16 protein-coding genes are annotated in these 17,060 nt (G+C 65.3%); 12 read left to right on the forward strand and 4 right to left on the reverse strand.

What is annotated here, in order from left to right:
• Positions 1–50 precede the first annotated feature (50 nt).
• The 11 genes from ACN9M2_RS05325 (at position 51) to ACN9M2_RS05375 (ending at position 12,710) form a co-directional block, all read left to right on the forward strand.
• A complete protein-coding gene (locus ACN9M2_RS05325; RefSeq protein WP_426287102.1) occupies positions 51–1,322 on the forward strand; it encodes an efflux RND transporter periplasmic adaptor subunit in 1,272 nt (423 codons plus the stop codon).
• Between the two features lie 14 nt (positions 1,323–1,336).
• Positions 1,337–2,047 carry an ABC transporter ATP-binding protein gene (locus ACN9M2_RS05330; protein ID WP_426287103.1) on the forward strand — a complete coding sequence of 237 codons (711 nt, stop codon included), beginning with the start codon at positions 1,337–1,339 and terminating at the stop codon, positions 2,045–2,047.
• Positions 2,048–2,077: 30 nt separating this feature from the next.
• Positions 2,078–3,385, forward strand: coding sequence for an ABC transporter permease (locus ACN9M2_RS05335; protein ID WP_426287104.1), 1,308 nt, complete (start codon positions 2,078–2,080; stop codon positions 3,383–3,385).
• A gap of 10 nt (positions 3,386–3,395) precedes the next feature.
• The gene (locus ACN9M2_RS05340; RefSeq protein ID WP_426287105.1) at positions 3,396–4,610 is read left to right on the forward strand and encodes an ABC transporter permease; all 1,215 of its coding nucleotides are present in this window, start codon (positions 3,396–3,398) and stop codon (positions 4,608–4,610) included.
• 15 nt (positions 4,611–4,625) lie between these two features.
• Entirely contained in the window at positions 4,626–5,930 is a 1,305-nt protein-coding gene (locus ACN9M2_RS05345; protein ID WP_426287106.1) for an ABC transporter permease, read from the forward strand.
• Positions 5,927–7,147, forward strand: coding sequence for an ABC transporter permease (locus ACN9M2_RS05350; RefSeq protein ID WP_426287107.1), 1,221 nt, complete (start codon positions 5,927–5,929; stop codon positions 7,145–7,147). Before ACN9M2_RS05345 ends, ACN9M2_RS05350 begins: the two co-directional genes overlap by 4 nt.
• Before the next feature lie 75 nt (positions 7,148–7,222).
• Entirely contained in the window at positions 7,223–8,557 is a 1,335-nt protein-coding gene (locus ACN9M2_RS05355) for a sigma-54-dependent transcriptional regulator (protein WP_426287108.1), read from the forward strand.
• A gap of 13 nt (positions 8,558–8,570) precedes the next feature.
• Complete coding sequence (locus tag ACN9M2_RS05360) at positions 8,571–9,962, forward strand: sensor histidine kinase (RefSeq protein ID WP_426287109.1); 1,392 nt, start codon at positions 8,571–8,573, stop codon at positions 9,960–9,962.
• Between the two features lie 51 nt (positions 9,963–10,013).
• Positions 10,014–10,976, forward strand: a complete 963-nt coding sequence (locus ACN9M2_RS05365; RefSeq protein WP_426287110.1) for an SPFH domain-containing protein — start codon at positions 10,014–10,016, stop codon at positions 10,974–10,976.
• Between the two features lie 5 nt (positions 10,977–10,981).
• Complete coding sequence (locus ACN9M2_RS05370; RefSeq protein ID WP_426287111.1) at positions 10,982–11,434, forward strand: NfeD family protein; 453 nt, start codon at positions 10,982–10,984, stop codon at positions 11,432–11,434.
• Complete coding sequence (locus tag ACN9M2_RS05375) at positions 11,424–12,710, forward strand: threonine/serine ThrE exporter family protein (RefSeq protein WP_426287112.1); 1,287 nt, start codon at positions 11,424–11,426, stop codon at positions 12,708–12,710. Before ACN9M2_RS05370 ends, ACN9M2_RS05375 begins: the two co-directional genes overlap by 11 nt.
• A 35-nt stretch (positions 12,711–12,745) precedes the next feature.
• Here ACN9M2_RS05375 and ACN9M2_RS05380 read toward each other — a convergent pair whose 3' ends face one another.
• The 4 genes from ACN9M2_RS05380 to ACN9M2_RS05395 all read right to left on the reverse strand — a co-directional run bounded on the left by ACN9M2_RS05380 (position 12,746) and on the right by ACN9M2_RS05395 (position 16,097).
• Positions 12,746–13,126, reverse strand: coding sequence for a tautomerase family protein (locus ACN9M2_RS05380; protein WP_426287113.1), 381 nt, complete (start codon positions 13,124–13,126; stop codon positions 12,746–12,748).
• A 24-nt stretch (positions 13,127–13,150) separates the two neighbouring features.
• Positions 13,151–13,474, reverse strand: coding sequence for an H-NS family nucleoid-associated regulatory protein (locus ACN9M2_RS05385; RefSeq protein ID WP_371022094.1), 324 nt, complete (start codon positions 13,472–13,474; stop codon positions 13,151–13,153).
• Positions 13,475–13,923: 449 nt separating this feature from the next.
• Positions 13,924–15,621 (reverse strand): proline--tRNA ligase, encoded by a 1,698-nt coding sequence (locus tag ACN9M2_RS05390; protein ID WP_426287114.1) that lies wholly within the window; start codon positions 15,619–15,621, stop codon positions 13,924–13,926.
• A 59-nt stretch (positions 15,622–15,680) separates the two neighbouring features.
• On the reverse strand, positions 15,681–16,097 hold the full coding sequence (locus ACN9M2_RS05395; RefSeq protein WP_426287115.1) for a DUF4124 domain-containing protein: 417 nt from the start codon (positions 16,095–16,097) through the stop codon (positions 15,681–15,683).
• A 174-nt stretch (positions 16,098–16,271) separates the two neighbouring features.
• Between ACN9M2_RS05395 and pssA the strand changes: the two genes are divergently transcribed.
• Positions 16,272–17,057 (forward strand): CDP-diacylglycerol--serine O-phosphatidyltransferase, encoded by a 786-nt coding sequence (gene pssA / locus ACN9M2_RS05400; RefSeq protein WP_426287116.1) that lies wholly within the window; start codon positions 16,272–16,274, stop codon positions 17,055–17,057.
• Positions 17,058–17,060 lie beyond the last annotated feature (3 nt).

Below are 17,060 nucleotides of genomic sequence, written 5' to 3' on the forward strand. Positions count from 1 at the left end.
TTGGCACGCTGCTTGCTCGGTATCCCCGCAAGCAGCCCAGGGAAGCCACCATGATCCGCGATACCTCCGCCCAGGACCGTCTCGTCGAAGTCCGTCCGAACCATCGTCGCAAGCTCGTCTATGCCGCGGCCGGCCTGGCGGCGATCGTCGCCATCGTGCTGGCCGTTCCACGGATGGCCACGATGTTCTCGGCAGACTCCTCGGTCAGCGCCTCGCGCCTGTCCTTCGGCACGGTGACACGCGGTCCTTTCGTCCGTGACATCGCGGCGGAAGGCAAGGTGGTCGCCGCGGTGAGTCCCACGATGTATGCCGCTTCGGCGGGCGCCGTGGTGCTGAAGGTGCACGCGGGCGATGTGGTGAAGAAGGACCAGTTGCTGGCCGTCATCACCAGCCCCGAACTGACCAGCAAGCTCGCCCAGGAAAAATCCGCGGCGGATGCCATGGAGGTCGAGTTCCTTCGCGCCCAGATCGATGCGAAGAAGAAACGCTCCGAACTGCAAAAGGCCTTCGACAACGCCACCATCGACCAGACCGCCGCCGAGCGCGACCTCAAGCGCTACCAGACGGCCTTCGACAAGGGTGCCGTGCCGGTCGCCGATGTCGACAAGGCGAAGTCCACCCTGGACAAGGCGGCCGTGACGGCCAAGCATGCGAAATCCGACCTTGCGATGGACAACGACAGCCTCACCTTCGACGTGCAGGCGAAGAAGCTCGCCCACGATCGCCAGGTGTTGCTGGTGACGGACCTGGAACGCCAGGTGGAAGACCTCAACGTGAAGTCGCCGGTGGACGGCCAGGTGGGCCAGCTGTTCATCGCCGAGCGCGCGACGGTCGCCAAGGACGCGCAGCTACTCAGCGTCATCGACCTTTCCGCCCTGGAGGTGGAGATGAAGGTGCCCGAGAGCTTCGCCCGCGACCTCGCCATCGGCATGCCGGGCGAGATTTCCGGCAATGGCAAGACCTGGAACGGCAAGGTCAGCGCCGTGTCGCCGGAAGTGGTCAACGGTGAAGTCGCCGCGCGCCTGCGCTTCGATGGCGAGACCCCGCAGCAGCTACGCCAGAGCCAGCGCCTTTCGGTGCGCATCCTGCTCGACAAACGCGACAACATACTCACCGTGCAGCGCGGTTCCTTCGTCGATGAAAGCGCGGGCCGCTATGCCTACGTGGTCAACGACGGCATGGCCGATCGCCGCGACATCCGCGTCGGTGCGAGCAGCATCGACAAGGTCGAGATACTCGACGGCCTGAAGGAGGGCGACAAGATCGTCATCTCCGGCGCCGACACCTTCGGCGACGCCAAGCACGTCGCCATCAGCCGCTAACAGAGGGAAAACCCATGCTCAAGATGACCCATCTCGCCAAGGTCTACCGCACGGAAGTCGTCGAGACCTACGCCCTGCGCGACTTCAACATCGACGTGAAGGAAGGCGAGTTCGTCGCCGTGACGGGCCCCTCCGGCTCGGGCAAGACCACCTTCCTCACCATTGCAGGGTTGCTGGAAACCTTCACCGGCGGCCAGTACCACCTCGACGGCGTCGAAGTGAGCCAGCTCGACGACAATGCCCGTTCGCGCATCCGCAACGAGAAGATCGGTTTCATCTTCCAGGCCTTCAACCTGATCCCCGACCTGAACGTGTTCGACAACGTGGAAGTGCCCCTGCGCTATCGCGGCATGAAGGCGGCCGAACGGAAGCAGCGGATCATGGACGCGCTGGAACGCGTGGGCCTGGCGTCCCGCGCCAAGCATTACCCGGCGGAACTCTCGGGCGGCCAGCAGCAGCGCGTGGCCATCGCCCGCGCCCTCGCCGGTTCCCCACGCCTGCTGCTGGCGGACGAGCCCACCGGCAACCTGGATACGCAGATGGCCCGTGGCGTGATGGAACTGCTGGAGGAAATCCATCGCGAGGGCGCCACCATCGTCATGGTCACGCACGATCCGGAACTCGCCGCCCGCGCGCAGCGCAACGTGCACGTGATCGACGGCCAGGTGGTGGATCTCGCGGAGGAACCGCGCTTCCACGCCCACGCCCACCTCGCCAATTCCTGATCCAGCGTCCGCCGTTCCGGGGGGAGTCCCATGTTCAGCTACTACCTGCAACTCGGCTTGCGTAGCCTGCGCCGCAACCCGGCGCTTACCGCACTGATGGTGATGGCGATCGGCTTCGGCGTCGCCGCGTCCATGACCACGTATTCGGTGTTTCGCGCCACGGCGCGCGACCCGATCCCACAGAAATCCAGCGTGCTCTTCAACACGCAGGTGGATGCTTTCGGCCCGGAAAACATCGAGAAGGGCGAGCCACCGCAGGCATTGACCTATAAGGACGCCACGGCGTTGTTTCGCGCGCACAAGGCGAAACGCCAGACGATCATCTACCCGGTGAGCGTCTCGATCATTCCCGACGATCCCGCGCGTCTGCCGACTCGTGAAGGAGCCTACGCCGCGAACTCGGACTTCTTCCCGATGTTCGACGTACCCTTCATCCAGGGTGGCGGCTGGACGTCGGAAGACGACGAGAAGCACGCCAGTGTCGCCGTCATCACGAAGTCCGCGAACGACAAGCTCTTCAATGGCGCCCAGAGCGTGGGTAGGCAGATCAACCTGGACGGTCGCCTGTTCCGCATCACCGGCGTCATCCAGGATTGGGCGCCCCAGCCCTTGTTCTTCGATGTACCCAACACGGGTGGTTTCGACGAAGGCGCTTCGGTCTATATCCCGTTCAACCGCGCGATCGACCTGCAGATGGGTACCAACGGCAACAACAGTTGCGTCGCCGAACCGGCCGAGGGCTGGGCCAATTACCTGCAGGCGGAATGCGTCTGGCTGTCGCTGTGGAGCGAGCTGCCCACGAAGGCCGATGTCGATGCCTATCGCGCCTATGTCACGGGTTATGCCGCCGAGCAACAGCGGGCGGGTCGTTTTCGTTGGGCGCCGAACGTGAGAGTGCGCGACGTCGTGGACTGGCTCGACGCGGAGCACGTGGTTCCGCCGGAATCGCAGGTATCCCTGGTGGTCTCGCTCGGCTTCCTGGTGATCTGCCTGGTCAACACCGTGGGCCTGTTGCTGGCGAAGTTCATGCGCCGTGCTCCCGAGATCGGCGTACGCCGTGCGCTCGGCGCGTCACGCAAGGACATCTATGCGCAGTTCCTCATCGAGGCCGGCACGATCGGCGTCGCCGGCGGCGTCCTCGGCCTGTTGCTGACAGGACTGGGCGTGCTTGGCGTCGGCCTGGTCTTCCCCGAACCGATCGCGCGCCTGGCGACACTGGACCCGGTCCTGATCCTGCTGACGCTCGTCGTCGCGATCGTGGCTTCCGTCGTCGCCGCCTTCTATCCCACATGGCGCGCCGCGCAGGTCCAGCCGGCCTGGCAGCTGAAATCCAACTGAGGACATGATCATGCAGATCAAGCCCATTCTCGCCGCGCTGCGCCGGCACAAGGCAGGCACGATCCTCATCGCCCTGCAGATCGCCCTGACCCTCGCCATCGTGTGCAACGCGCTGTTCATCGTGCACGAGCGGGTCGACCGGGTGAATCGATCCACCGGCATGGACGAGTCGAATGTCGTCGTCGTGCAGAACCGTTATGTCGGTTCGCCACCGAACTTCGTGCCGCTGATCAAGACCGACTTGCAGGCACTGCGTTCGATTCCTGGCGTCGAATCGGCCTATGCGACCAATTCGTTTCCGTTACGCCAGGGTGGCTGGTCGACGGGCATACAGACCAAGCCTGACGGTACGAAGGACGGCTTGCCGACAGCCCTGTATTTCGGCGACGAACAGACCTTGAAGACCCTGGGCGTACGACTGATCGCGGGACGTAACTTCAACCCGGGCGAAGTCATCGTCGTGCAGCCCCAGCAGAGGCCTGCTCCGGCACAGGTCATCGTGACCAAGGCGATCGCCGATAAGCTGTTCCCGAAGGGTGACGGGCTCGGCAAGTCCATCTACCTGTCGAAGGGCAAGCCGTCCACGATCATCGGCATCGTCGAGAAGTTGACCGTGCCGTGGATCGATTTCGACCACATGGACAACGTGACGATCATGCCCTTGACCTTCAATAGCGGTTATCAGCATTTCGTGATTCGTACGCGTCCGGGCGAGCAGGATGCCGTCTTCAAGGCTACGGCGAAGACCTTGTATGGGGTCAATCGCATGCGCGTCCTCTCGGAGAAGACCGGTGTGCGCACGTTCGACATGGTCCGCAGCAGCGCCTACGAGGCCGATCGCGGCATGGCCATCCTCATGAGCGTGGTCTGTGGCGTGTTGCTGGCGATCACCGCAGCCGGCATCGTCGGCCTGTCCAGTTTCTGGGTCGGCCAGCGGCGCAAGCAGATCGGCGTGCGCCGTGCCTTGGGCGCCCGACGCAGCGATATCCTCAGCTATTTCATGACCGAGAATTTCCTGATCGCATTGGCCGGAGTCGTATTGGGCATCATCCTGGCGGTGGGCCTCAGCCAATGGATGTTCACGCACTTCGAAATGAAGAGGCTTTCCTTCACCTACATATTGGTCGGCGTCGTCGTGCTGCTGGGCCTGGGCCAGATGGCGGTGTTCGCGCCGGCGTTGCGTGCGTCGAAGGTGTCTCCGGTCGAAGCCACGCGCAGCGTCTGAATCCCGGGAGATTCGATGTTCGGTTACTACCTGGAGCTCGCCCTGCGCAGCCTCCGACGGAGCAGGGCGCTCACGGTGCTCATGATCCTCGCCATCGCCCTGGGGATCGGGGCGAGCATGACCACCCTGACGGTACTGCACGTGCTGTCGGGGGATCCGCTGCCGGGACGCAGCGGATCGATCTTCATGCCGCGTCTCGATCCACGCGGGCTGAGGGGTTTCGATCTCTCGGTGGACTTGCCTGCCCAGGTGACCTGGACGGACGGCATGAACCTGCTGAATGCCCGGCGCGCGCACCGGCAGGCACTGATGACTGGCGGCGCCGTGCCGATCCAGCCGGACGATCCGTCGATCGATCCTTTCTTCGTCTCGGCTCGCTACACCAGCGCGGATTTCTTCGGCATGTTCGATACGCCGTTCCGCTACGGGCAAGCATGGAGCGCCACCGAGGACGAACAACGCGCGCATATCGCGGTGATCGGCGCCGAACTGAACGACCGGCTCTTCCATGGCGAAAACAGTGTCGGCAGGACGATCCGTGCCAACGGTGCGGACATGCGCATCGTCGGGGTCCTGAAGCCATGGAGGCCGGTACCGCACTTCTATGACTTGAACACCACCAACTACGGCGCGGCGGAACAGGTGTTCGTACCCTTGACCACCTCGCGGGCGATGCGACTGACCCGCAACGGCGGCGTCGAATGCTGGGGCATGGGGTCCGGCGACGAAGAGCACATGGAATCAGCGAGTTGCGTGTGGTTGCAGCTATGGGTGGAACTGGATGACGCGGCTGCCGTCGCTTCCTACCGCACGTTCCTGGAGGGATATGCGCGTGAGCAAGTCGCGTCGGGCCGGTACGATCGCCCTGCGCGCGCCGAGCTCACCGACGTCATGCACCTCCTCGACGAACAACAGGTCGTTCCCGGTGACGTCCGCCTGCAAGTATGGCTTTCGCTCGGTTTCTTCGCCGTTTGCCTGGTCAACACCGTGGGCCTGATGCTGGCGAAGTTCATGCGTCGGGCGGGCGAGGTGAGCGTGCGCCGGGCCTTGGGCGCGTCGCGGCGCAGCGTGTTCACGCAACTGTTGACCGAGGCGGGCATGGTGGGGTTGGCCGGTGGTTTCGGCGGCCTCGCGGTGGCCTTGCTCGGGCTCGCGATCGTGCGCATGCAACCGAACCCCGCGGCGGAACTGGCCCACCTCGACCTGACCATGCTGGCGGCGACCTTCCTTATCTCGCTGCTCGCCGCGCTCGCCGCGGGCCTGCTGCCAGCGTGGCGCGCATGCCGGATTCCCCCGGCGCTGCAATTGAAGAGCCAATGATGCGCCTGGATATCGGACCCATCCTTTCGACGCTCGGCCGGCATAAGCTCACGGCCACGCTGATCGTGCTGCAGATCGCATTGACTTGCGCGATCCTCTGCAACGCGACCTTCCTGATTGGCGACCGCCTGCGTTGGATGCAAACAGCCAGCGGGATCGACGATGACCGCATCGTTCGCCTGATGGTTTCCGACATCGGCCCGCGCAGCGACACGCATGCCCGGATCGAGGCGGACCTCGCGGCGCTACGTGCCGTCCCGGGCGTGGAAGCGGCGACCGTGACCAACTCCCTGCCGTTCGGTCCCTCCTCCTGGAACACCCCGGTGAGACTCACGCGCGACCAGTCGATGCCCTCCGTGGAAGCCGCCGCGTATTACGGCGAAGCGGTGGGCGAAACGCTGGGCCTTCGCCTCGTCGCCGGACGCTTCATCCGTCCCGACGAATATACCTGGGTGGACGATCACGCCGCGAAGCAGGTGCGGGGGAGCTCGGTGGTCGTCGTGACACAGGCGCTTGCGCAGCGCCTGTTCCCCGGCCGATCGGCTATCGGCCGGAGCATCTTCATCGGCGACGAGGAATTCCACATCGTGGGGATCGTCGAACGGCTGGCCCGGGCCGGTGACCAGAACCGCACGGGTGTATACGAAACCCTGTTGCTGCCCTGGCGCATGGTCACCGCCTATGGCGGCGGCTTCGCGGTCCGCGCGCGTCCCGGCGAAGCCGGCAGCGTGTTGCAAGCCGCGGCGGCGGCACTGAAGGCGGTGGACCCACGCCGTGTCATCGTCGAAAAGCGGCTTTATACGGAAGTGCGCGACCGCTACTTCGCCACGGACCGCGCGACGACCGTTCTGCTCGTCGGCGTGTGCGTGGCCTTGCTCGTCGTCACGGCGCTGGGCATCGTCGGGCTGGCCAGTTTCTGGGTGGCCCAGCGCCGTCGCCAGATCGGCATTCGTCGCGCCCTCGGGGCGAGCCGCGCCGATGTGCTGCGTTATTTCCAGACCGAGAACTTCCTTCTCGCCAGCATGGGCATCGTCCTGGGCATGGTGCTCGCCTACGCGATCAACCTGCTGTTGATGCATGAGTACGAACTCCCGCGTCTTCCGCTCGGCTACCTGCCCGTGGGGGCGGTGGTGCTCTGGTTATTGGGCCAGGCCGCCGTGCTGGTCCCGGCCCGGCGTGCGGCGTCCGTGCCCCCGGTGGTGGCCACCCGTGGATAGAATGGGAAAGAGTGCCGGCGGGGATGCAACCTTTTCGCCGGCAGAGGCATCCATGGCTGCATGCGAAGGGACCAGATGCGCTGCGTATTGATCATCGACGACAACCCCGCCGTGGGCGAGGCGCTTTCGCTTGCGCTCAGCCTGCGTGATATCCGCCCGCTGGTGGCCCTCACGCCCGACGACGGGCTCGCCACGCTGGCGCGCGAACGCGTGGATGTCGTCATCCAGGACATGAACTTCACCGCGGATACCACCTCGGGCGAGGAAGGCGTGGCGCTGTTCAAGGCGATACGCGCCCGCCATGCCGATCTCCCGGTGATCCTGCTCACGGCTTGGACCCACCTGGAGGCCGCTGTCGAACTGGTGAAGGCTGGTGCCGCGGACTACCTGGCCAAGCCCTGGGACGACACCAAGCTTCTCGCCACGGTGGAGAACCTGCTCGAACTCTCCGAGTCGACCCGTGAAGTGACTCGCGCGCGGGTGGAACGCCGCCGCCGCCGCGAAGCACTGGAAAGCCGCTACGAACTCGATGGCCTGGTCTTCGCGTCGGAAGCGATGAGCCGCACCATCGAACTCGCCTGCCAGGTCGCGCGCTCGGACGTGCCGGTACTCATCACCGGCCCGAACGGTGCCGGCAAGGAACGTATCGCGGCCATCGTGCATGCGAACTCAGCGGTGCGACGTGGACCCTTCGTGGCGGTGAACTGCGGCGCGCTGCCGGGCGAGCTGATCGAGGCCGAGTTGTTCGGTGCCGAGGCGGGCGCGTACACCGGTGCGAACAAGGCCCGCGAAGGCCGCTTCGAGATGGCCGATGGCGGCACCTTGTTCCTCGACGAGATCGGCAATCTGCCGCTGCCGGGCCAGATGAAATTGCTGCGCGTGCTCGAAACCGGCCAATTCGAGCGGTTGGGATCGGGACGTACGCGGCACGCGAAGGTTCGCGTGGTGAGCGCCACGAACGCGGACCTGAAGGCGATGATCGCAGCCGGCACCTTCCGCGAAGACCTCTACTATCGGCTCAACGTGATCGACGTGAACCTGCCGCCGCTGTCGGAACGCAGCGACGACATCCTTCCCCTCGCTGAATTCTTCCTCGATGGGCGGGCCACGCTGAGCGAGGATGCGCGGGAAGCGTTGCTGGCGCACACATGGCCGGGCAACGTGCGCGAACTGAAGAACGCCATCGCGCGTGCGGCGCTGCTGGCGGCGGACGGCAGGATCGAGCCGGTCCACCTCAATCTGCCGCCACCGGCCGCCGCCGCCAACCGCAACCTCGACGAGCCCAGCCGCGAGTCGGTGGAAGCCGCGCTGGCCTCGGCGGGCGGGGTGGTAAGCCGTGCCGCGAGCAACCTGGGGCTTTCACGACAGGCGCTTTATCGGCGCATGGAGCGCTACGGGCTGGCGGTCTGATACGTTCACCCGCATGAAGACCCTCTCGCTCGAAGGACGCATGACCCTCGTCGTGGCCGGCTCGGCCATCGTCGGCGCGCTGGTCTTCGCCGGCGTGTCGATCTGGCCGTTCCCGCAGGTGCTGGCCTGGATACGTGCCGTGCCGGAGAAGGCGGGCAAACTGCCCGCTGTCCCGCCCATCGAGCCCTTCGACGGTGGCACGGCGCTGATCATCTGCCTGCTGGTGCTCCTGCCCTTGTCGGCTTGGGTGGCGCATGCGCTCGTGGAGCCATTGCGGCGCCTGATGCGCGCGCTGGAAAGCGCGGTGGCAAGCTATCGCGACGGCGATTTCAGCATGTCCATCGGTACCTCACGGCGCGATGAACTGGGCGACCTGATCCGCATGCACAACGCGCTGGGCCAGACCCTGCGCGACCAACGCCAACATCTCGCCCAGCGCGAGCTGCTGCTCGACACGGTGGTGCAGAACACGCCGGTGGCGCTGGTCCTCACCGATCCGAGCGGCAAGGTCACCTACGCGAACATCGCGGCGCGGCACCTGTTCAACGAGGGGCGCGCGCTCGCCGGCCTGGATTTCGACACCGTGCTGGCGGCGATGCCCGAGAGCCTGCGCGAAGCGGCGGCCGGTGGCGAGGACGCCTTGTTCTCCGTCGAGATGGACGGCAGCGAGGAAACCTTCCACCTGTCTCAGCGTGGTTTTCGCCTGCAAGGGCGCCCGCACCGCCTGCAGCTCTATCGCCGCATGACCCGCGAGTTGTCGCGCCAGGAAGTGCACACCTGGAAGCGGGTGATCCGGGTGATCAGCCATGAGCTCAATAACTCGCTGGCGCCGATCTCATCGTTGTCGCATTCGGGTGCCGAGCTGGCTCGCCGTGGCGATCTCGCACGATTACCCGGTGTGTTCGCCTCGATTGGCGACCGTGCGAAACACCTGCACAGTTTCATCGCCGGCTACGCCAGTTTCGCCAAGCTGCCGGCGCCGCAATCCCGGCCCGTCCCATGGGTTCCCTTCCTCGACGCGCTGGCGCTGCACGCACAATTCCGCCTCGCCTCGCCGCCACCCGAGCAGCCCGGCTGGTTCGACCCGACCCAGGTGGAACAGGTCCTCATCAACCTGATAAAGAACGCCCACGAGGCGGGTGGGGATGCCACCGAGGTGTCCGTGGCCGTGCACCAGGTCGGGCGCGACACGTTGATCGAAGTGGCCGACCGTGGCCCGGGCATGAGCGAGACGGTGCTCGCCCAGGCCCTGCTGCCGTTCTATTCCACCAAGCGCTCGGGTACCGGCCTGGGCCTGGCCCTGGCCCGCGAAATTTCGGAAGCCCATGGCGGACGCATCGCGCTGGCCAATCGGGAGGGCGGTGGCCTGCGCGTCACCCTGGTATTGCCCGCCGGTTCGCCCTGAGGCGCTTCGCCTATACTCCCGGGACATACCGGGATAGGGAGAGACAAGGCCATGGGAAATATCGTCGTCGCGCTGGTCGTGGTGGTCGTCGCCATCATCGTACTGGCCAAGCTCATTCGTATCGTGCCGCAAGGCTACGAGTGGACGGTGGAGATGTTCGGCAAGTACACCGGCACGCTCACCCCGGGCCTGCATTTCCTCATCCCGTTCGTCTATGCGATCGGGCGCAAGATGAACATGATGGAGCAGGTGCTCGAGGTTCCTTCGCAGGACGTCATCACCAAGGACAACGCTGTCGTCCGCGTGGACGGCGTGGTGTTCTACCAGGTGCTCGACGCGGCCAAGGCCGCCTATGAGGTGGCGAACCTCGAAATGGCGGCGCTCGCGCTGATCATGACCAATATCCGTACCGTGCTCGGCTCGATGGACCTGGACGAAAGCCTGAGCCAGCGCGACGCGATCAATGCCAAGCTGCTCGGCGTGATCGATGAAGCCACGCATCCCTGGGGCGTCAAGGTGACGCGTATCGAGATCAAGGACATCTCGCCGCCACGCGATCTCGTCGACGCCATGGCGCGGCAGATGAAGGCCGAGCGCGAGAAACGCGCGAACATCCTCGACGCCGAGGGCTTCCGCCAGGCGGCCATCCTCAAGGCCGAGGGCGAAAAACAGTCGGCGATCCTGGAAGCCGAGGGAAAGAAGGAAGCCGCGTTCCGCGAGGCGGAAGCACGCGAGCGCCTTGCCGAGGCCGAAGCCAAGGCCACCACGATGGTCTCGCAGGCCATCGCCAGCGGCGATGTGAACGCGCTGAACTACTTCGTCGCCAACAACTACGTCGAGGCGCTGAAGGAAATGGCCAAGTCGCCCAACCAGAAGACACTGCTGCTGCCCATGGAGACCACGGGCATCCTCGGTTCGCTGGCGGGTATCGCCGAGCTCGCGCGCGACTCGCTCGCTTCGCAGCATCGCGCGCCGGCGGAGACCACCAACCGCACACCGCCGCTGCCGCGCTGATCGCCATGGACCAGATCGCCGTGCATTACCTCTGGTGGATCGTCGCGCTGCTGTTGATCGGTGGCGAGGTGATCCTGCCGGGTTACTTCATGTTGTGGATCGGTATCGCCGCCGCGGCCATGGGCGTGGCGTTGCTGCTGCTGCCCGGGATGGGCGCGCTGGCCCAGGCGGTGCTGTTCGTGGTGTTCGCCTTTGTCTCGTGTTTCATCTACTGGAAGGTGGTCAGGCCACGCCTGGAGCGAATTCCCGCCGGTAACGAGCGGCTCAATCGTCGGGGCGAGCAATTGCTCGGACAGCGCTACACGCTGTGTGAGCCGATCGTGCAGGGCCGTGGCAAGGCCAAGGTGGGCGATGGCATGTGGTTGGTCACCGGCCCGGACCTCCCCCTCGGCGCGACGGTGGAGGTGATCGGCATCGACGGCACGACCCTGCGCGTGAAGGCGGTGGATGTTGGCTGATGCCTCGCCGCTGACCGTGCCGGTGGGTTTCGCCACCACCGCGATCAACACCCGCATCGCCTTCCTCACCGAACTGGCGCGGCGGCTGCACCAGTACGGCACCACGGCACCCCGCCTGGAGACAGCCATCAGCCGGTCGGCGCAACGGCTGGGCCTGTCGGCCGAGGTATGGTCCAGCCCCACCGCGATCATCGTTTCCTTCGCCGACCTGGGGCAGGGCGAGGAAAGCGTCGCCCAGGTCACCCAGGTCATGCGGCTTCCGCCAGGTGATGTGAATCTGGGGCGCCTCTGCGAGGCCGACCGCATCGCCGACGCGGTGATCGATGGCCAGATGGAACTGCGCGAGGGCTTTCACCTCTTGCGCAAGCTTGGCGCGCCGGAGACCTTTCGCGCCGAACTGGGTGTGATCGCCAGCTACGGCCTGTGCGCCGCCAGCGTCGTGGCCTTGTTGCTGCACAGCGCGTGGCCCGATCTCGTCACCGCCGGCGTCATCGGCGTGATCATCGGCCTCATCACCGTCGCCTCCGGCAGTCGCCCGCGGCTGGCCGCGGCGAGTGAAGCCATCAGCGCGATGGTGGCCACGGTCATCGCGACCGTCGTCAGCGCTTACATCGTGCCGTTGGCGCTGAAGTCGGTGATCCTCGGCAGCCTGATCGTCCTGCTGCCGGGCATGGCGTTGACGACGGCGGTACGTGAGATTTCCAGCCAGCACCTGGTGGCCGGCGTCGCGCGCATGGGCGGCGCGGTGGCGACCCTTCTCAAGCTCACCTTCGGCACCGTCGCGGCCAGCCAGTTGTGCGAAGCCTTCGGCATCGAACCGCGCAACTACGCACTCCCTCCGCTGCCGGGCTGGGCGGATTGGCCTTCGTTGATCCTCGGCGCTTTTTCGTTCGCCATCCTCTTCCGTGCCGCCCGGCGTGACTGGCTGGTGGTGATGGGCGCGGTGGTGCTCGGCTATCTCGCCACGCGGTGGGGCGGCAGCATTTCCGGTTCGCTGCCGGGGGCGCCGTTCGGTGTCTTCGTTGGCGGCTTGCTCTTGGGCTCGTTGAGCAATGTATATGCGCGTTACGCGCAGCAACCCGGCGCGGTGGTGCGCGAGCCCGGGATCATCCTGCTGGTGCCGGGGTCGGTCAGTTTCCGCAGTGTGTCCTACCTGCTGGATCGCGACGCTTCGCTCGGCATGGACACCGGCCTGCTCGGCGTGACGCTGCTCGTCTCGCTGGTGGCCGGCCTGCTGTTCGGGGACCTCATCGTGGCCCCTCGCCGCTCACTCTGAAAGCTGCTTCCAGAAGAAGCAGCTTCCGCAGGCGATCAGCTCGCGTATTGGGCTACGCCATTGCCGAACGACCAGTTTTCCTTCTTCACCTCTACCAGGCTCACGAAGACGTCGCCCGGCTTCACGCCCGGTGCCTTGCCAAGGTTCTCGGCGATCGCCTTGTACAGTGCCTTCTTCTGCTCGAGCGTACGCGTGTCGTTGAAGGTGATCTGTACGATCACGATGTCGTCGCTGCGCTCGATGCCCAGGTAATGGGCGTCGTAAACGAGGCCTTCGGTGTCATGTTCGGCGATGACCTGAAAGCGGTCGTCGGCCGGCACGCCGATACCGACGAGGGCATCGTGAACGGCATTGCCCAGGGCGGTACGGTAAGCGGCGTCCTTGCCGCGACGCAGATCGATTCGAACGAGAGGCATGGGCGGCTCCTGGCGGTGAACGGTTTAGACCAGCAAGTCCTTTTCTTTCTTGCCGGCCTTCAGTGCCTCGTTGAACCAATTCGGGCGCTTGCCGCGGCCGGACCAGGTCTGCGTAGGATCGGCGGGATTGCGGTACTTGGCGGCCACGGTGGTGCCGGCGCGCTTCGACTTGGGGGCGCGTGCGCCGAATACGTCATCGAAGGTGAAGCCTTCCGCCTTGATAAGCGCGTTGATTTTCTCGCGCAGCTTGCTGACCTTTTCCTTGCGAAGTTCGTTCTGGCGAACCTGTGCCTTGGTGATCAACTCATTGAGCTGGTTGTGATTGAGGCTCTTGATATCGACGGCCATTGGCATCTCCGGGTTATTGCCTGATTTAGGGTTTCGCATGGGCCATGGGCCCTTCTTGATAATGCGAACGCCGGAATTGTGACCCAACTGGCCGGATAATGGCAGTACGGCGAGGGATGTGTCGGCTAATCGGGAAGCGATTATCAGATTAGCCCTACAACGGCAGGCGTAGTCACCGTTTCGTGAAAATCCATTTCAGCGGTGACGCGGTAAGCAGCCCGAGACTTGCAAGCAACCCGAGGCTTGGCAGACCACCCAAGGCTTGGCAAGCAACCTGATCTGTGGGAGCCGACCTTGTCGGCGATGGGATGCTTGCCTCAACCTGGCCCGCTGCCGCGGGATCGCCGACAAGGTCGGCTCCCACCTGGATGGCGGCTCACCTTGAGCGGAGGCCATCCTGAGTGGAGGCCACCTTGAGCGGCTCCACCCAGGCGGCTCCCATGCCCGTATCAGCCGAGCAGGGCGATCAGTTCCTCGCGAGTGACATTGCGGGCCTCGCTGTCGGTGCGTGCGCGGTATTCGAAGGTGCCGGCTTCCAGGCCGCGGCCGCTCACCACCACCCGGTGTGGCACGCCGATGAGTTCCATGTCGGCGAACATCGGGCCGGGGCGCAGGCCGCGATCGTCGAGGACGGTTTCGATGCCGGCCTGCGACAGTTGCTGGTAGATCGATTCCGCGGCTTCCGCGACGGCCACATCGTTCTTCGGATTGATCACGCAGACGGCCACGCGCCAGGGCGCCATGGCCTCGGGCAAGATCATGCCGGCGTCATCGTGGCGCTGCTCGATGGCGGCGGCCACGATGCGGCTGACACCGATGCCGTAGCAGCCCATGTACATCGTGCGCATCTTGCCCTGCTCGTCGAGCACGCCGGCGCCCATGGACTCGGCGTATTTCTGGCCGAGCTGGAAGATATGGCCGACCTCGATGCCACGGCCGAGGCGGATCGTGCCCTTGCCATCCGGCGAGGCATCGCCGTCGACGACCTTGCGGAGGTCGGCGACACGATTGATCCGTGCGTCGCGCTGCCAGTTGGCGCCGGTGTAATGCGTGCCGTCCTGGTTGCCGCCGCAAACGAAGTCGGCGAGTACGGCCGCGCTGCGGTCGACGATGACCGGGATCGACTCGGGCAGCCCCACCGGCCCGATGAAGCCGGGACGCGTGCCGGTGGCGGCGACGATTTCCGCCTCGCTGGCCAATTCGGATTCATCCGGCAGTTCGGGAAGGTGGGCGGCCTTCACCTCGTTGAGTTCATGGTCGCCACGTACGCAAAGGGCGACGAGGCCCTCCCGGCCGCGAACCAGGATGGTCTTCACCACCTGCGATGCGGGAACGCCGAGGAAGGCCGTGATTTCCTCGACCGTGCGCTCCCTCGGGGTATCGACACGGGTGAGTTCCGCCGACGGGGCGGGACGCTCGGTGGATGGCGCGACGGCTTCGGCCAGTTCGATGTTGGCCGCGTAGCTGGAGGCGTCCGAGAAGGCGAGGGCGTCCTCGCCCGAATCGGCGAGCACCTGGAACTCGTGGCTGGCACTGCCGCCGATCGCACCGGTATCCGCGTCCACCGCGCGGAACTCCAGGCCGAGGCGGGTGAAGATGCGCGAGTACGTCTCGTACATCACCTTATAGGTTTCGCCGAGCGATTCCTGGGTCAGGTGGAAGGAATACGCATCTTTCATGAGGAATTCGCGCGCGCGCATCACGCCGAAACGCGGACGGATCTCGTCGCGGAACTTGGTCTGGATCTGGAAGAAATTGAGCGGAAGCTGCTTGTAGCTCTTCAGTTCGTTACGCGCGAAGTCGGTGATGACCTCTTCGTGCGTGGGGCCGTAGCAGAACTCCTGTTCCTTGCGGTCCTTGATCTTCAGCAGCTGGCCGCCGAACTTTTCCCAACGGCCGGTCTCTTCCCAGAGTTCGCGCGGCTGCACGGAGGGCATCAGCATCTCGACCGCGCCGGCGCGGACCATTTCCTCGCGGACGACCTTTTCCACCTTGCGCAGCACGCGCAGGCCCAGCGGCGACCAGGTGTACAGGCCCGAGGCGAGCTTGCGGATCATGCCCGAGCGAAGCATCAGCTGGTGGCTGACGACTTCCGCGTCGGCGGGGACTTCCTTGACGGTGGCGAGGTGGAACTGGCTGAGGCGCATCTGCAAGCGATCCCGACGGTAAAGCCGGGATTATAGGAGGTTTCCGGCTTACCGCCGCTTCAGCCCTGGCAGTACAGCGTCATCTGCGCCTGGGCAGTCTTGATCTGGCTTTGCCGCGTGGCGTCGTCGACCTGTTTCACGCCGCCCTTGCCGTCGTCCATGGTGACGACCTTCTCGTTATTGAGGATGTCGAGGTTCTTGCGCAGCTGGTCGCAGAGCTTCTGCCGGTTGGCCGGCGTGTCGTCGGCACTGGCCGCCGCCTTCGTGCCACTCGCGGCGGCCGAGGCCGTGGCGCTCGCCGCCGGGGCGGGGGCCTCGGCGGTGCCCGAGGTCTTGATCTTTTCGTATTTCATGCCGCCTGGCGGGGGCGCGTCGGCGTAGTGGGTGACACCCTGGGCGTCCTTCCACTTGTAAGCCTGGGCCAGGGCCAGGGGACAGACCGACACGAGGAGTGCGAGAGCTAGGCAACGGCGCATGTGGGTTTCCGGCTGGCTGGATGAGTGGCGCAAACAAGTATCACCCGGCGTGGGGGTGCGCAAGCGACGTGGGTCGCGGTTCCCGTCGACGGGCTCGGGATATCCCCTTCCGGTGCCGGACTGACGCTTCACGGCGCCTGGGATACACTGTCGGCCCACGTCACGGAATGGCCCATGAGCGATCCGATCCAAGCCCGGGGGCCGCGTCACCGCGGTATCTACCTGCTTCCGAACCTGTTCACGACGGGCGCCATGTTCGCCGGTTTCTACGCGATCGTGTCCGCGATCAACGGGCACTATGCGGTGGCCGCCCTGGCTGTCTTCGTGGCAGGCATCCTCGACGGCATGGATGGCCGCGTGGCGCGCATGACCAATTCGCAGAGCGAATTCGGGGTGCAATACGACTCCCTGTCCGACCTGGTCAGCTTCGGCCTCGCTCCCGCGCTGGTCATGTACACGTGGGCGTTGTCGTCGCTGGTGGCCTACGGTCCCGTCTGGGGCAAGATCGGCTGGGCCGCGGCCTTCATCTACGCGGTCTGCGCCGCGTTGCGCCTGGCTCGCTTCAACACCCAGGTCGGCGTCGCCGACAAACGCTACTTCCAGGGCCTGGCCAGTCCCGCGGCCGCAGGGTTGTGCATGTCCTTCGTCTGGACGATGGAAAAGTTCGATATTCCGGGTCCGTCCGTGGCGTTCTTCGCCATGCCGCTGGCGGTGGTCGCCGGGCTGCTCATGGTCAGCAACGTGCGGTACTACAGCTTCAAGGCCTGGCCCAAGGGCGATCGCGTGCCCTTCATCTGGCTGATCGCCGCGGTGCTGATCGTGGTGCTGCTGTTGATCGACACGGCCCGCGTGCTGTTCGCCGTGGCGGTGATCTACACGGTGTCCGGACCGGTGATGACGCTGTGGGGCCGTGCCGCGCATCGCCGGCGCACGCGTCGTCACGCCAAGGCTTCGGAGTAAGCG

Origin of the sequence: Luteibacter sp. E-22, assembly GCF_049913125.1 — a bacterium.
Taxonomy (GTDB): domain Bacteria; phylum Pseudomonadota; class Gammaproteobacteria; order Xanthomonadales; family Rhodanobacteraceae; genus Luteibacter.

Coding starts and splice junctions, on each gene's coding strand:
- ACN9M2_RS05325 (WP_426287102.1), top strand. CDS start 51: ATGATCCGCGATACCTCCGCCCAGGACCGTCTCGTCGAAGTCCGTCCG.
- ACN9M2_RS05380 (WP_426287113.1), bottom strand. CDS start 13,126: ATGCCTCTCGTTCGAATCGATCTGCGTCGCGGCAAGGACGCCGCTTAC.
- ACN9M2_RS05350 (WP_426287107.1), top strand. CDS start 5,927: ATGATGCGCCTGGATATCGGACCCATCCTTTCGACGCTCGGCCGGCAT.
- ACN9M2_RS05335 (WP_426287104.1), top strand. CDS start 2,078: ATGTTCAGCTACTACCTGCAACTCGGCTTGCGTAGCCTGCGCCGCAAC.
- ACN9M2_RS05360 (WP_426287109.1), top strand. CDS start 8,571: ATGAAGACCCTCTCGCTCGAAGGACGCATGACCCTCGTCGTGGCCGGC.
- ACN9M2_RS05345 (WP_426287106.1), top strand. CDS start 4,626: ATGTTCGGTTACTACCTGGAGCTCGCCCTGCGCAGCCTCCGACGGAGC.
- ACN9M2_RS05375 (WP_426287112.1), top strand. CDS start 11,424: ATGTTGGCTGATGCCTCGCCGCTGACCGTGCCGGTGGGTTTCGCCACC.
- ACN9M2_RS05355 (WP_426287108.1), top strand. CDS start 7,223: ATGCGCTGCGTATTGATCATCGACGACAACCCCGCCGTGGGCGAGGCG.
- ACN9M2_RS05395 (WP_426287115.1), bottom strand. CDS start 16,097: ATGCGCCGTTGCCTAGCTCTCGCACTCCTCGTGTCGGTCTGTCCCCTG.
- ACN9M2_RS05370 (WP_426287111.1), top strand. CDS start 10,982: ATGGACCAGATCGCCGTGCATTACCTCTGGTGGATCGTCGCGCTGCTG.
- ACN9M2_RS05340 (WP_426287105.1), top strand. CDS start 3,396: ATGCAGATCAAGCCCATTCTCGCCGCGCTGCGCCGGCACAAGGCAGGC.
- ACN9M2_RS05330 (WP_426287103.1), top strand. CDS start 1,337: ATGCTCAAGATGACCCATCTCGCCAAGGTCTACCGCACGGAAGTCGTC.
- pssA (WP_426287116.1), top strand. CDS start 16,272: ATGAGCGATCCGATCCAAGCCCGGGGGCCGCGTCACCGCGGTATCTAC.
- ACN9M2_RS05390 (WP_426287114.1), bottom strand. CDS start 15,621: ATGCGCCTCAGCCAGTTCCACCTCGCCACCGTCAAGGAAGTCCCCGCC.
- ACN9M2_RS05365 (WP_426287110.1), top strand. CDS start 10,014: ATGGGAAATATCGTCGTCGCGCTGGTCGTGGTGGTCGTCGCCATCATC.
- ACN9M2_RS05385 (WP_371022094.1), bottom strand. CDS start 13,474: ATGGCCGTCGATATCAAGAGCCTCAATCACAACCAGCTCAATGAGTTG.